A 12,884-nucleotide genomic window follows, 5' to 3' on the forward strand; every position below is an offset into this window, starting at 1 on the left:
ACACGCTCCTTTCGCTGGTCCCCACCCCGGCGACTCGTGACCTCGCATTCATACCATGTCGGGCGCCGAACATTGTGACAGCGACGCGGGGCCTCGACGGCATGGGGGGCAGCCCGCTACGAACCGCAGCATGATCGCCCGCCTCGTCGGCAACCTCGTGGAAACCTCGTCCGACAGCGCCGTCATCGACGTGCGCGGCGTCGGCTATCTCGTGCTCGCCAGCGGCAAGACGCTCGCCGCTTTGCCTGCGCCGGGCGGCGAGGTCATCCTGCTGACCGAACTTCAGGTGCGCGAGGACAGCATGACCCTCTTCGCCTTCGGCTCGGCCGCCGAGCGCGAGGCCTTTCGGCAGCTGACCAATGTCCAGGGCGTCGGCGGCAAGGTCGCGCTCGCGATCCTCACCATCCTCACCCCCGACGAACTCGCCCGCGCGGTCTCGGCGGCCGACAAGGCGATGATCGCGCGGGCGAGCGGGGTCGGACCCAAGCTCGCCCAGCGCATCGCGCTCGAACTCCAGGGCAAGCTCGGCCTCCCCGCCGCCCTCGCCCCCGGCGTGCCCGCGGCGTCCGGTGGCTTCACCAACGATGCCATGTCCGCGCTCGCCAACCTCGGCTTCAAGCCTGCCGAGGCGAGCGCCGCGGTCGCCAAGGCCGCCGAGGAACTCGGCCCCGACGCCACCCTCGACGCGCTCGTCCGGCTGGCGCTGCGCAAGGCCGCGAAATGAGCGAACATCGCGCCTCCTGCCGCTGCGGCCAACTGAGCGCCACCGCCTCGGGCGATCCCGTCCGCGTCTCGGTCTGCCACTGCCTCAACTGTCAGAAGCGCAGCGGCAGCGCCTTCGCAGTCCAGGCCCGCTGGCCGGCGGACAAGGTCGAGATAGCCGGCGATGCCCAGACCTTCCGCAAGGTCGGCGACAGCGGCAATTGGGCGACCTTCCATTTCTGCCCCACCTGCGGGTCGGATCTCTACTTCACAAATGGCGGACCCTCGGTCCATCCGGCCGTGGCCGACAGCGTCGCGATTCCGCTCGGCGCCTTCGACAACCCCCATTTCGCGACGCCGCAATTCTCGATCTTCGAAAGTCGGAAGCACGAGTGGCTTGAAGTCATCGGCGATGGGATCCACCACGACTGATGGCCACCGACCCCTCGCCCCTCACCACGCCCGAGCGCACTGCCGAGGACGTCGACGCGGCGCTCCGGCCAAAGCATCTGGACGAATTCGTCGGCCAGCAGGGCGCACGCGAGAATCTGCGCATCTTCATTGCCGCCGCCAAGGCGCGGGGCGAGGCGCTCGACCACGTCCTCTTCTTCGGGCCGCCCGGCCTCGGCAAGACCACGCTCGCGCAGATCGTCGCGCGCGAGATGGGTGTCGGCTTCCGCGCGACCTCGGGACCGGTCATCGCCAAGTCGGGCGACCTTGCCGCGCTCCTCACCAACCTTGAGGACGGCGACGTCCTGTTCATCGACGAGATCCACCGCCTCAATCCCGCGGTCGAGGAAGTCCTCTATCCGGCGATGGAGGATCGGGCGCTCGACCTCGTGATCGGCGAAGGGCCATCGGCGCGCTCGGTCCGGATCGACCTCCCCCGCTTCACCCTCGTCGGCGCAACCACCCGGCAGGGTCTTCTGACGACCCCGCTGCGCGACCGCTTCGGGATTCCGGTCCGCCTCAACTTCTACACCGTTGAGGAACTGGAAAAGGTGGTCGGCCGTGCCGCCAGCCTGCTCGGCGCCCCGGTCAGCCCCGACGGTGCGCACGAGATCGCACGCCGCAGCCGAGGCACCCCGCGCATCGCCGGCCGTCTGCTCCGCCGGGTCCGCGACTTCGCCCATGCCGCCGGCGCCGAGACGATCGACGCCGCCACCGCCGACCGCGCCCTCCGCCGGCTCGAGATCGACGCCCTCGGCCTCGATGCCATGGACCGCCGCTACCTCCACATGATCGCCGACCTCTATGGCGGCGGCCCGGTCGGGGTGGAGACGCTCGCCGCCGGCCTCAGCGAGCCCCGGGACACGATTGAGGACGTGATCGAGCCCTATCTGATCCAGCTCGGCCTCGTCGCCCGCACCGCACGCGGGCGTTGCCTCAACGGCAAGGCCTGGACCCACCTCGGCCTGACCCCGCCCTCAGGGACCGCCAACGGCCTGTTCGACTAGGAGAAAAGCGTGTCGCTTCTGCTTGCCCTCGCCGCCCAGGCCGCTGCCGCCTCGCCCGCCGTTCGCGCCACGCCGCCCGGCCCGCCAGAGGTGCGCTACAGCCAGGACAGCAACTGGATCTGCCTGCCCGGCCGCAAGGACCTCTGTTCGACGCCGCTCGCGACCACTGCGCTCAGCCCGCGCGGCTATCGCTCCAATGGCCCGAGCACGGTCGCGGCCAATCCGAAACTTGACTGCTTCTACGTCTATCCGACGGTCAGCCAGGATCGCGGCATGAACAGCGACCTCGTGGTTGCCGAGGAGAAAGGCGCGGTCCTCACCCAGTTCGCCCGTTTCGCCGGCATCTGCCGGACCTTCGCGCCCGTCTATCGCCAGATGACGACCGCCGCGATCGGTGCCGCCGCCCTCGGCCGCGACCTCACGCCCAATTTCGAGCTCGCCTATGGCGACGTCCGCTCGGCCTTCCGCAACTTCCTCGAAACCCGCAACAAGGGGCGGCCGTACGTCCTCATCGGCCACAGCCAGGGCAGCTGGCTGCTCCAGACGCTGATCGCCCGCGAGATCGAGGGCAAGCCGGCCGCGAAGAACATGGCTCTCGCCATCATCCCCGGCTTCAACGTCCTCGTACCGTCGGGCAAGCTGGTCGGCGGCACCTTCAAGTCGACCCCACTCTGCAGCCGCGCCGGCCAGAAGGGCTGCGTCGTCAGCTACGTCAGCTATCGCACCAACAACCCACCGCCGCAGGGCGCGCTGTTCGGCTATGCGCCCGGCGCGGGCATGACCGTCGGCTGCACCAATCCTGCGGCGCTCGGTTCTACCGCCTGGGCCAGGCTCGACAGCTACTGGTATACCCGCTCCGAGCTGCCCGTTCCCGGCGGTCCGATCCGCTGGTCTTCGGAAGGCAGTCCGCCGACCCCCTTCGTCCGCACCGAAGGCCTCGCCTCGGCCCGCTGCGTCAACGACGGGCCGCGCGGCTATCTCGAAATCCGCACCAACGTCACCCCCGGCGCAAAGTGGACCGACCGGATCGGCGGCGAAGTGGGCCTCGGCGGCTTCTTCATTCCTGGCTGGGGCATGCATCTCGCCGACGTTGCTGCGCCCCAGGGCGACCTCCTCCGCCTGGTCGAGGCCGTCGCCGACTAGCGAGGCCGGCCCCATTCGGGGTTCCGTCGCGAGTCCGGCACGGCTAGAGGCTGCGGCATGGCGTCACCCTACGACCGGCCCTATCGCGGCGGCTTCGACGGGCCGGAGCATCGCTTCGCGCTCACTGTCTATTTCGAAGACACGGACACGGCCGGCATCGTCTATTACGCCAACTATCTGAAGTTCATGGAGCGGGCGCGCTCGGACATGCTCCGCGCCGCCGAGATCGACCAGCGCGGCGCGCTCGAGGCCGGCACCGGCGTCTATGCCGTCGCCGAGGCCCATGTCCGCTACCTCCGCCCGGCCAAGCTCGGCGACGATCTCGTCATCGTTTCCAGTCTCGGCGAGGTCCGCGCCGCGTCGGTCCGCATTCACCAGCGAGTCATGCGCGGTACGGAAATCCTCGCCGAGGGGCGGATCACCGCGGCCTTCCTGACTCCCGACGGGCGCCCCACGCGCCAGCCGCGGGAGTGGGTCGCGCGGTTCGAAGCCATTCGTGACACAGCCAAGGAGCAAGCATGACGGGCGCAGCGCCCCCCGCCGACCTGATGAGCCCACTGGCCCTTTTCCTCCATGCCGACGTGGTGGTGAAGGCGGTCATGATCGGGCTGCTCCTCGCCTCGGTCTGGACGTGGGGGATCATCATCACCCATGCCGCCCGCCTGCGCCGGATCAACCGCGCCACCGATTCCTACGAACGCGATTTCTGGGATGCCAAGGACATCGACGCCTTTCACGAGAAGCGCGGCGGCGAGGCCATCCCTTCGGCCCGGATCGTCACCGCCGGGCTCGCCGAATGGCGCCGTTCCATCTCGCTCTCCTCGCCCGACCGCAGCGGTGCGCGCGAGCGCCTGACCACGGTGATGAGCGCCGAGGTCGAAGGGGAGCTCGACCGCCTGTCGGACCGGCTCAACATCCTCGCCACCGTTGCCAGCTCGGCGCCCTTCATCGGCCTGTTCGGGACCGTCTGGGGGATCATGCGCAGCTTCACCGCCATCGCGGGCGCCAACAACACTTCGCTTGCGGTGGTCGCGCCGGGCATTGCCGAGGCTCTCTTCGCGACCGCGATCGGCCTCTTCGCCGCCATCCCGGCGCTGATCGCCTATAACCGGCTGACCCACGGCCTTGACAGGCTTGAAGCCCGCCTCAACCGCTTCGCCGACCGCTTTCACGCGACATTGAGCCGCGAGCTCGAGCGAGAGGGCTGATGGGCGCCTCTGTCGGATCACGCCGCCGCGGCGGCCGCCGCGCGCCGATGGCGGAGATCAACGTCACGCCTTTGGTCGACGTGATGCTGGTGCTGCTGATCATCTTCATGGTCACCGCCCCGCTACTGGTCGCGGGCGTTCCGGTGGACCTTCCTGCCAATCGCGCGGCGCCGCTCGACCAGCAGGCCGAGCCGATCCAGGTCTCGCTCGACAAGTCGGGCGCCTTGTTCATCGACGACCAGCCCGTCGCCGAAGCCGCGCTGCCCCAGCGCCTTGGCGAAATCGCCGCCCAGCCCGCCCCGCCAGGGGGCCGCAGGATCTACCTCCGTGCCGACCGAAGCCTCGATTATGGCAAGGTCATGCGGGTGATGGGCGAGCTTAATCGCGCCGGCCTCAACCGCGTCGCTTTGGTCAGCGTGGGCGAGGGCCAGTGAAGGTCGACCGGGGCGAAGCGCAGGGGACGGGGCTTGCCCTGCTGCTGCACGTCGCCCTGGTGATCGCGCTGACCACCAGCCTCGCCAAGGTCCCGAGCCCGCCAGAACCACCCTCGGTCGAGGTCGAGTTCATCGACAGCGACGAGGTCGCGCTGACTGCCGCCGCGCCCCAGCCCGCGACTCCGCCGCCCGCGGCCCAGGCACCCGCTGAGGCCGAGCCCGCGCCGGCACCGCCCGAGCCGACAGTCGCTCCCACTCCGACGCCCGCGCCCGCGCCGCCCCTGCCGCAGCCGGTCGCCCGTCCGACCCCTGCCCCGCAGCCGCGCCCGGCCCCGCCGCGTCCGCAGGTCCAGCAGCCGCGCCCCGCGCCGCCGCGGCAGGTCCAGTCCAAGCCCGCGCCCCCGCGCCCGGCCCCGCCCCGCCAGTCGCGTCTCGGCGACGACTTCCTCAAGGGCATCCCCAACCCCAACGCCGACCTCGGTCCCCGTCCCGAACGGCAGGGCGCCGCGACTTTCAGCGCCGCGGCGAAGGCCAGCGTCGACAGCGCGATCAAGCGGCAGATCCAGCCCTGCGCCAGCCGCCAGCCGTCGCTCGGGCCCGGTGCCGACCGGATCCGGGTGACGGTCAATCTCCGCCTCGACCGCTCGGGTCGCCTGTCGCGCCCGCCGGCCCTCGTCCGCACCAGCGGCGTCGACGACGACAATGCCAAGTTCGAGGACCTCGCCTACGACCAGGCGGTGGCCGTGTTCCGCGCCTGCGCCCCCCTTCGCCTCCCGGCCGAGCTGTACAGCACGCCGCAAGGTGGCTGGGGTAACATCAACCTGACCTATGCCGCGAAATGAGGAATTGATGCTGCTGCGTACTGCCCTTCTCGGCCTTACCGCCCTCGCCGCGACCCCCGCGTTCGCCCAGCAGGACGATCCCCCGCCGGTCGACGTCGAAGTCACCAGCGGCGGCGTCAACCAGGCGATCAGCGTCGCCGTCCCGCCGATGCCGGTCGACAATGCCGAGCTGGCGCTGGGCCGCAACATCGCGGGCGTGATCGCGTCCGACCTCCGCGGCACCGGCCGCTTCAATCCGCTGGGGCCGGGCGGCCTGCCCAATTACAGCGTCGCCCAGGCCGACGCGCCCGCCTTCGGCGAATGGCGCGGGCTGGGCGCGCAGCAGCTCGTCACCGGCTTCGTCCGGGCGACCGGCCCCGGCCAGGTGACTGTCGGCTGCTACCTCTATGATGTCGGCGCCGGTCGCGAGCTGGTCCGCCAGGGCTTCGCCGTCAGCACCGACAATTGGCGCCGTGCCGCGCACAAGTGCGCCGACGCCATCTATGCCCGGCTGACCGGCGAGGGTGCCTTCCTCGACACCCGGGTGGTGTTCGTCGCCGAGACAGGCCCCAAGAACAACCGCCAGAAGCGCATCGCGATCATGGATTCGGACGGCGCGAACCTGCGCTACCTGACCGAGGGCGAAGCGACCGTCGTCACCCCGCGCTTCTCGCCCGACGGCCGCCGCCTCGCCTACGTCAGCTACGGTGGCCGCCGCGCCCGCGTCTGGGTGCTCGACATTGCGACCGGGCAGAAGCGCCTGCTGGTGCCGGGCCTCGCGCTCACCAGCGCCCCGCGCTTTTCGCCCGACGGCAACCGCATCGCCTATGCGCTCTCGGCCAACGGCAACACCGACATCTGGATCGCCAATGCCGACGGCTCGGGCACGCCGCAGCGCCTGACCAGCGCGCCCGGCATCGACACCGCGCCGAGCTTCTCGCCCGACGGCCGCCGGATCGTCTTCGAGAGCGATCGCTCGGGTTCGCAGCAGCTCTATCTGATGGACGCCGACGGCTCCAACCAGCGCCGGATCAGCTTCGGCGGACCCTCGGGCTCGCCCTCGTGGAGCCCGCGCGGCGACAAGATCGCCTTCGTCCGGGTCGGCGCCTTCCGCGTCGGCGTGATGAATGCCAGCGGCGGCGGCGAACAGCTGCTCACCGACGGCTGGCAGGACGAATCCCCGAGCTGGGCCCCGAACGGCCAGTTCGTCATGTTCAACCGCTTCACCCGCGACGGTCGCTCGAGCCTTTACGCCGTTCCCGTCGCCGGCGGCACCGCCCGCCGCCTTCCCACCCCGCAGGACGGCTCGGATCCGAGCTGGTCCCCGTTGCAGCGCTGACAAGGAGAAAAAATCCATGCGCACCACCGTCATGATCACCGGGCTGGCGCTGTCGCTCGCGCTTGCCGCGTGCGGCCGCAAGCCGGTCCCCGAGACCACCCCGCCGGCCCAGACCGACCCCAACGCTACCCCGGGCGCTGGCGCCGGCGCCAATGACGATGTCGGGCTGGTCGAACTTCCGGGCAGCCAGGCGGCCATGGTCGCGGCGGCGGGCTCGGACACCATCTATTTCGGGACCGACCAGTCGGACGTTTCGGCCGATGCCCAGGCGACCTTGCGCGCCCAGGCCAAGTGGCTGCTTGCCAATCCTACGGTCCGGGCGTCGGTCGAAGGGCATGCCGACGAGCGCGGCACGCGCGAATATAATCAGGCGCTGGGCGAACGCCGGGCCCAGGCCGCCAAGCTGTTCCTGATGGCGCAGGGCGTGCCGGAAAACCGGCTGCTGACAATCAGCTGGGGCAAGGAGCGCCCGGTCGCCAACGGGTCGGACGAGAGCGCCTGGGCGCAGAACCGCCGCGCCGTGACGGTCGTCGTCCGCTAGAAAGTAAATTCAGTCTCCCGCCTTGCGCGGGAGAAGTTCAGGCCGCGTAGCGGTTGGCGGTGCGCCCGGTCATCGCCAGCCACGCGCGGGCCGACTTCTGCGCCTCGGCGATCTCGCGCGCCGTCATTTCGACGCTGATCTCCGCCCGGCAGGCCTGGCCGCGGGTGCAGCCGTTCAGCGCCGCGAGATTGAACCACTTGTGCGCCTCGACCAGGTCGACGCAGGCGCCCCCGCGGCCGGTCGAATAGGTCACGCCAAGCTCGAACAAGGCATTCACGTCGCCGCGTTCCGCATCGGCAAGCCGGCTGCGAAGGAGGAAATCGGCACCCTGTTGACTGATCGCCATCGCAATTGAACTCCCCTGTGTGTGGAGGCAAGTTCGTCCGATGCTCGTCACCGAATGGTTAACGCGGTAATTACCAGCTTAACTGTTGCACCGAAGTGACATCTAAATTGTCGATCAGTCGGACCTTGCCGAGCTTCGCGGCGACGATCAGCCGCATGCCGGATGCCGCAGAATCGAGCGGCTCCAGGCTGTTGCCGTCGACCAACGCCAAATAATCCACTTCGGAGAAATTTGCCGCGAGCAACGCCGCCCGGCCATTTTCGAGCACCCCCGCCACCGGCGCACCCGCCAGGATCCGCCGCGCGGAATCGCGCAGCACCCGCGGGATCGCCAACGCCGCCTCGCGCTCATCCGCTTCGAGCAGGGCGTTGCGCGACGATAGCGCGAGGCCGTCCTCTTGCCGGATCGTCGGATGGCCCACGATCGCGACGCCGAGCCCGAGGTCCTGCTCCATCCGCCGGATCACCGCCAACTGCTGCCAGTCCTTCTCCCCGAAGATGGCGAGGTCGGGCCGGACCGCCAGCAGCAGCTTCGCCACCACCGTCGCCACCCCGTCGAAATGGCCGGGCCGGTGCTCGCCCTCCCACCGGTCGCTGACCCCGCTCACCGAAATGCTGGTCGCGAAGCCGTCCGGATAGAGCTGCGCCGGGGTCGGCAGCCAGACGAGGTCGCATCCCGCCGCCTCGAGCTTGGCGAGGTCGGCCTCCTCGGTCCGGGGATATCGCTCGAGATCCTTGGGGTCGTTGAACTGCAGCGGGTTGACGAAGATGGTCGCCGCGACCCGGTCGGCGCGCTTCCGGCCTTCGCCGATCAGCGCCAGATGCCCCTCGTGCAGCGCACCCATCGTCGGGACCAGCGCCAGTGTCGCCGCCCCGCCGCGAACTTCGGCCAGCGCTCCTCGCAGCAACGACACGTCACGGATGATTTGCACCGATGAATCCCCCGGTTTACCTTGGCGACAATCATCGGCGCTTACGCGCGACGCGGGGAAGAAACCAAGTGAGCCAGCCACATTTCATTGTCTTCGCCAACGAGAAGGGCGGGACCGGCAAGTCGACCACGGCGGTCCATACCGCCGTCGCCCTCGCCGCGGCCGGGCACCGGGTCGCGACGCTCGACCTCGACCATCGCCAGCGGACCACCACCCGCTACCTCGAAAATCGCGACGCCTTCGTCCGCCGCACCGGGACCGCGCTGCCCCAGCCCCTGTTCGAAGTGCTCGACGACCAGCGCGAAGAAGCGCTCGACGAAGCGATCGCCAAGCTTTCGGGCGAGGCCGACATCCTCGTCATCGACACGCCCGGCCGCGACGATGCCGTGGCTCGCGCCGCCATCCTCAAGGCCGACACGCTCGTCACCCCGATGAACGACAGCTTCGTCGACCTCGACCTCATCGGCCAGGTCAATCCCGACACCTTCAAGGTCACCCGCCCGAGCTTCTATGCCGAGCTCATCTGGAACAGCCGCACCGCCCGCGCGAAGACCGCGGGCAAGAGCGTCGACTGGGTCGTGCTGCGCAATCGCCTCCAGCATATCGGCAGCCACAACCAGCAGCGCGTCGGCGCGGCGATGGACGAGCTCGCCCGCCGGGTCGGCTTCCGGGTCATCCCCGGCCTGTCCGAGCGCGTCATCTACCGCGAGCTCTTCCCCAAGGGTCTCACCCTGCTCGACCTCAAGCAGATCGGCGACGCCGGCATCGCCCACATCGCCGCCCGCCAGGAATTGCGCGAAATGGTCGCCGGCCTCGGCCTCCCGGGTGCCGAGACCGCCAAGGCGGCCTGACTCGCTCCCCGCCAAAGGCAGGGGCCCAGTGCCTCGTTTGCAAGAAAAGCGGGCTCCTGCTCCTGCAGGAGGGCGGCCTACGCAACCATCCGCATCCCGCTCCGTTCAGGGACCGTAATGACCCACAGCTTCGACCCCACCATCCTTCGCGAATATGACATCCGCGGAATTGTCGGCCGCACCCTCCACGAGGAGGACGCCTATGCGCTCGGCCGGACCTTCGCCGCCGAGGCGCGCGACCAGGGCGCCAGGCGCCTCGCCGTCGGCCGCGATGGCCGCGAGCATAGCCCCCGCCTCGAGGCCGCGCTCGTCCGCGGCCTTACCGAAGGCGGGATCGACGTCGTCCGCGTCGGCCAGGGCCCCTCGCCGATGCTCTACTGGGCAGTCGCCGAACTCGACGTCGATGGCGGGATCCAGATCACCGGCAGCCACAACCCGTCCGACTATAACGGCTTCAAGATGCTGATGCCCGGCGGCTCGGTGTTCGGAAGCGCGATCCAGGACCTCGGCCGCCGCGCCGCCGAAGGCCGCTGGAGCGAAGGGCAAGGCAAGGTCGAGGACGTCGACATCATCGACCGCTACGTCGACCGGCTGGTCGAGGATTTCCGCGGCGGCGAATATCGAATCGGCTGGGACGCGGGCAACGGCGCCGCCGGCCCCGCGCTCGAGAAGCTGATCGCCAAGCTCCCGGGCGAACATCACACCCTCTTCACCGACGTGGACGGAAGCTTCCCCAACCATCATCCCGACCCCACCGTCGAGAAGAATCTCGAGCATCTGAAGGCTCTGGTCCGCGACAAGGGCCTCGACTTCGGAATTGCGTTCGACGGCGACGGCGACCGGATCGGCGCGGTCGACGGCGAAGGCCGGGTCATCTGGGGCGACCAGTTGCTGATGATCCTCGCCGGCCCCGTCCTCGAGGCCCAGCCCGGTGCGACCATCATCGCCGACGTCAAGGCGAGCCAGACCCTGTTCGACCTGATCGGCGACCTCGGCGGCACCCCGCTGATGTGGAAGACCGGCCACAGCCTCATCAAGTCGAAGATGAAGGAAACCGAGGCCCCACTCGCCGGCGAGATGAGCGGTCACATCTTCTTCAAGCACCGCTGGTACGGCTTCGACGACGCGCTTTACGCCTCGGTCCGGCTGATCGAGGCGGTCGCCGCCTCGGGCAAGAGCCTGACCGCGTTGCGCGACGCCATGCCCGAGAGCATCGCCACGCCCGAGATGCGCTTCCCCGTCGATGAAAGCCGCAAGTTCGCGGTGGTCGAGGAAGTCCGCGACCGGCTCGCGTCCGATGGCGCCAAGGTCGATGCGACCGATGGCGTGCGGGTCAGCACCGGCGACGGCTGGTGGCTGCTGCGCGCCTCGAACACGCAGGACGTGCTGGTCGCCCGCGCCGAGGCGAAGGATGCGATCGGGCTGGAACGGCTGGTCGACGACATCGACGCCCAGCTCGCCCACAGCGGGATCGAGCGCACCGACGCCGACCATTAGGGCCGGCTTGGGCGCCTAGCCGAACGCCCGGGTCCGCCCTGCGGCGTCGAATAAGGTGAGGTTGAGCGGGTCCTTCGACCCGTCGGGCATCTCCATCCCGGGCGAGCCGCGCGGCATCCCCGGGGCGGCGATCCCGATGACCCCCTTGGGACGCTTTGCCAGCAGGGCGCGGATCGCGCTCGCCGGCACATGGCCCTCGACCACCAGCCCGCCGACCAGCGTCGTGTGGCAGCTCGCCGCCGCGGCCGGGACCTTCAGCCGCTGCTTCACCGCGGCCATGTCGTCGGTTTCGCGCATCGTCACCGAGAAACCCGCCGCGCGCATCGCCGACACCCACTTAGTGCAGCAGCCGCAGCCGGGATCGCGCCACGTCACCATCGCCGGCAGGGCCGCGCTCGCGCGCGACGCTCCGACCAGGCCGCTCGCCGCGACCGCACCGAGGAACAGCCGCCGGCTGAGGTTCATGTCATGCTCGTCCATGCCCCCATCATGCCGCGCAAAAGCGTGCCCGTCGATGAACGGCGCGTGGGGCCACCGCCGAAGCCTGATCAGCCGTCGTCCTCGTCGTCGTCATAGCCGACGAGGTTGAGCTCGCGCGCCTTGATCTGGCGGGTCATGCACCAGTGCATGAGCGCATCCTCGCGCCCATGCGTGATCCACACTTCCTTGGGCTTGATCTCGAGGATCGTGTCGGTGAGCTCGCCCCAGTCGGCATGGTCGGAGATGATCAGTGGGAGCTCGACATTCTTCTGCCGCGCCCGCTGGCGGATCCGCATCCACCCGCTTGCCGCGGCGGTGATCGGGTCGGGCAGACGCCGGCTCCAGCGGTCGTTGAGCGCGCCCGGGGGGCAGAGGACGAGATGCCCTGCCATGTCGGCCTTGGCCGCGCCCGCCACCGGGCGCAATTCGCCAAGGTCGATCCCGAGCTCGACATAGAGGTTGCACAGGCGCTCGATCGCCCCGTGATAATAGATGGGCTGGTGATGCCCGCGCCGCCGCGCCTCGGCGATCACCCTCTGCGCCTTGCCCAGCGCATAGGCCCCGACCAGCACGCAGCGGTCGGGATTGTCCGCCAGCCGCCCGAGCAGCCGGTCGATCTCGCCCCCGGTCTCGGGATGGTGGAACACCGGCAGCCCGAAGGTCGCCTCGGTGATGAAGATGTCGCAGGGGACCGGCAGAAAGGGTTCGCAGGTCGGATCGGGCCGGCGCTTGTAGTCGCCCGACACCACCACCCGCTCCCCGTTCCAGTCGAGGATGATCTGCGCCGATCCCAGCACATGTCCGGCGGGGACGAAGCTGACCTCGACCTCGCCGACGGTCACGCTCTGGCCGTACTGGACCTCGCAGCCATTCTGGTCGCCATAGCGCACGCCCATGATCGCCAGGGTCTCGGGCGTCGCCCAGACCGTCCCGTGCCCGCCGCGCGCATGGTCGGCGTGGCCATGCGTCACCAACGCCCGATCCTTGGGTAGCGAGGGATCGACCCACGCATCGGCGGGGCGCACGTAGATCCCCTCGGGATGGGGTTCGATCCAGGAACCGAGGCGGGCCATGCGGGCTTATACCCCAGGAATGGGCGGACGGTTCCGCCCCGGTAACGACGAATGATAGGAA

The 12,884-nt window shown here is 69.6% G+C and carries 16 protein-coding genes; 12 read left to right on the forward strand and 4 right to left on the reverse strand.

Annotation, left to right across the window (positions count from 1 at the left end):
• The first annotated feature begins 130 nt into the window (after positions 1–130).
• The 10 genes from ruvA to pal are packed head-to-tail and all read left to right on the forward strand — an operon-like array spanning position 131 to position 7,645.
• Positions 131–724, forward strand: coding sequence for a Holliday junction branch migration protein RuvA (gene ruvA / locus AC4GYU_RS01840; protein WP_491085203.1), 594 nt, complete (start codon positions 131–133; stop codon positions 722–724).
• Entirely contained in the window at positions 721–1,134 is a 414-nt protein-coding gene (locus tag AC4GYU_RS01845) for a GFA family protein (protein WP_491085204.1), read from the forward strand. The genes ruvA and AC4GYU_RS01845 overlap by 4 nt, the downstream gene beginning before the upstream one ends.
• Positions 1,134–2,159, forward strand: a complete 1,026-nt coding sequence (gene ruvB / locus AC4GYU_RS01850) for a Holliday junction branch migration DNA helicase RuvB (protein ID WP_491085205.1) — start codon at positions 1,134–1,136, stop codon at positions 2,157–2,159. Before AC4GYU_RS01845 ends, ruvB begins: the two co-directional genes overlap by 1 nt.
• A gap of 9 nt (positions 2,160–2,168) precedes the next feature.
• A complete protein-coding gene (locus AC4GYU_RS01855; RefSeq protein WP_491085206.1) occupies positions 2,169–3,302 on the forward strand; it encodes a DUF3089 domain-containing protein in 1,134 nt (377 codons plus the stop codon).
• Positions 3,303–3,359: 57 nt separating this feature from the next.
• A complete protein-coding gene (locus tag AC4GYU_RS01860; protein WP_491085207.1) occupies positions 3,360–3,824 on the forward strand; it encodes a YbgC/FadM family acyl-CoA thioesterase in 465 nt (154 codons plus the stop codon).
• A complete protein-coding gene (gene tolQ / locus AC4GYU_RS01865) occupies positions 3,821–4,510 on the forward strand; it encodes a protein TolQ (protein WP_491085208.1) in 690 nt (229 codons plus the stop codon). The genes AC4GYU_RS01860 and tolQ overlap by 4 nt, the downstream gene beginning before the upstream one ends.
• Complete coding sequence (locus AC4GYU_RS01870; RefSeq protein ID WP_491085209.1) at positions 4,510–4,944, forward strand: ExbD/TolR family protein; 435 nt, start codon at positions 4,510–4,512, stop codon at positions 4,942–4,944. The genes tolQ and AC4GYU_RS01870 overlap by 1 nt, the downstream gene beginning before the upstream one ends.
• Entirely contained in the window at positions 4,941–5,786 is an 846-nt protein-coding gene (locus tag AC4GYU_RS01875; protein WP_491085210.1) for a hypothetical protein, read from the forward strand. Before AC4GYU_RS01870 ends, AC4GYU_RS01875 begins: the two co-directional genes overlap by 4 nt.
• A 7-nt stretch (positions 5,787–5,793) precedes the next feature.
• A complete protein-coding gene (gene tolB, locus AC4GYU_RS01880; protein ID WP_491085211.1) occupies positions 5,794–7,104 on the forward strand; it encodes a Tol-Pal system beta propeller repeat protein TolB in 1,311 nt (436 codons plus the stop codon).
• Between the two features lie 16 nt (positions 7,105–7,120).
• Positions 7,121–7,645 carry a peptidoglycan-associated lipoprotein Pal gene (pal, locus tag AC4GYU_RS01885; RefSeq protein WP_491085212.1) on the forward strand — a complete coding sequence of 175 codons (525 nt, stop codon included), beginning with the start codon at positions 7,121–7,123 and terminating at the stop codon, positions 7,643–7,645.
• Positions 7,646–7,682: 37 nt separating this feature from the next.
• Here the strand turns inward: pal and AC4GYU_RS01890 are convergent, their stop codons facing one another.
• Together AC4GYU_RS01890 and panC are read right to left on the reverse strand one after the other, a co-directional pair.
• Positions 7,683–7,991 carry a hypothetical protein gene (locus AC4GYU_RS01890; RefSeq protein WP_491085213.1) on the reverse strand — a complete coding sequence of 103 codons (309 nt, stop codon included), beginning with the start codon at positions 7,989–7,991 and terminating at the stop codon, positions 7,683–7,685.
• 70 nt (positions 7,992–8,061) lie between these two features.
• The gene (gene panC / locus AC4GYU_RS01895; RefSeq protein WP_491085214.1) at positions 8,062–8,922 is read right to left on the reverse strand and encodes a pantoate--beta-alanine ligase; all 861 of its coding nucleotides are present in this window, start codon (positions 8,920–8,922) and stop codon (positions 8,062–8,064) included.
• Positions 8,923–8,990: 68 nt separating this feature from the next.
• Between panC and AC4GYU_RS01900 the strand changes: the two genes are divergently transcribed.
• Positions 8,991–9,773 carry a division plane positioning ATPase MipZ gene (locus AC4GYU_RS01900; protein WP_491085215.1) on the forward strand — a complete coding sequence of 261 codons (783 nt, stop codon included), beginning with the start codon at positions 8,991–8,993 and terminating at the stop codon, positions 9,771–9,773.
• Between the two features lie 117 nt (positions 9,774–9,890).
• The gene (gene pgmG / locus AC4GYU_RS01905; protein WP_491085216.1) at positions 9,891–11,270 is read left to right on the forward strand and encodes a phosphoglucomutase/phosphomannomutase PgmG; all 1,380 of its coding nucleotides are present in this window, start codon (positions 9,891–9,893) and stop codon (positions 11,268–11,270) included.
• A 15-nt stretch (positions 11,271–11,285) separates the two neighbouring features.
• On the opposite strand, the gene AC4GYU_RS01910 is transcribed toward pgmG, so the two are convergent.
• Positions 11,286–11,750, reverse strand: a complete 465-nt coding sequence (locus AC4GYU_RS01910) for a DUF411 domain-containing protein (protein ID WP_491085217.1) — start codon at positions 11,748–11,750, stop codon at positions 11,286–11,288.
• Positions 11,751–11,818: 68 nt separating this feature from the next.
• Complete coding sequence (locus AC4GYU_RS01915) at positions 11,819–12,823, reverse strand: ligase-associated DNA damage response exonuclease (protein ID WP_491085218.1); 1,005 nt, start codon at positions 12,821–12,823, stop codon at positions 11,819–11,821.
• Between the last annotated feature and the right edge of the window lie 61 nt (positions 12,824–12,884).

It is taken from the genome of Sphingomonas sp. SP2 (assembly GCF_058313385.1).

Excerpts from the sequence above, each read along its gene's own strand:
- ruvA (WP_491085203.1), top strand. The coding sequence starts at position 131 with ATGATCGCCCGCCTCGTCGGCAACCTCGTGGAAACCTCGTCCGACAGC.
- AC4GYU_RS01845 (WP_491085204.1), top strand. The coding sequence starts at position 721 with ATGAGCGAACATCGCGCCTCCTGCCGCTGCGGCCAACTGAGCGCCACC.
- ruvB (WP_491085205.1), top strand. The coding sequence starts at position 1,134 with ATGGCCACCGACCCCTCGCCCCTCACCACGCCCGAGCGCACTGCCGAG.
- AC4GYU_RS01860 (WP_491085207.1), top strand. The coding sequence starts at position 3,360 with ATGGCGTCACCCTACGACCGGCCCTATCGCGGCGGCTTCGACGGGCCG.
- tolQ (WP_491085208.1), top strand. The coding sequence starts at position 3,821 with ATGACGGGCGCAGCGCCCCCCGCCGACCTGATGAGCCCACTGGCCCTT.
- AC4GYU_RS01870 (WP_491085209.1), top strand. The coding sequence starts at position 4,510 with ATGGGCGCCTCTGTCGGATCACGCCGCCGCGGCGGCCGCCGCGCGCCG.
- tolB (WP_491085211.1), top strand. The coding sequence starts at position 5,794 with ATGCTGCTGCGTACTGCCCTTCTCGGCCTTACCGCCCTCGCCGCGACC.
- pal (WP_491085212.1), top strand. The coding sequence starts at position 7,121 with ATGCGCACCACCGTCATGATCACCGGGCTGGCGCTGTCGCTCGCGCTT.
- AC4GYU_RS01890 (WP_491085213.1), bottom strand. The coding sequence starts at position 7,991 with ATGGCGATCAGTCAACAGGGTGCCGATTTCCTCCTTCGCAGCCGGCTT.
- pgmG (WP_491085216.1), top strand. The coding sequence starts at position 9,891 with ATGACCCACAGCTTCGACCCCACCATCCTTCGCGAATATGACATCCGC.
- AC4GYU_RS01910 (WP_491085217.1), bottom strand. The coding sequence starts at position 11,750 with ATGGACGAGCATGACATGAACCTCAGCCGGCGGCTGTTCCTCGGTGCG.
- AC4GYU_RS01915 (WP_491085218.1), bottom strand. The coding sequence starts at position 12,823 with ATGGCCCGCCTCGGTTCCTGGATCGAACCCCATCCCGAGGGGATCTAC.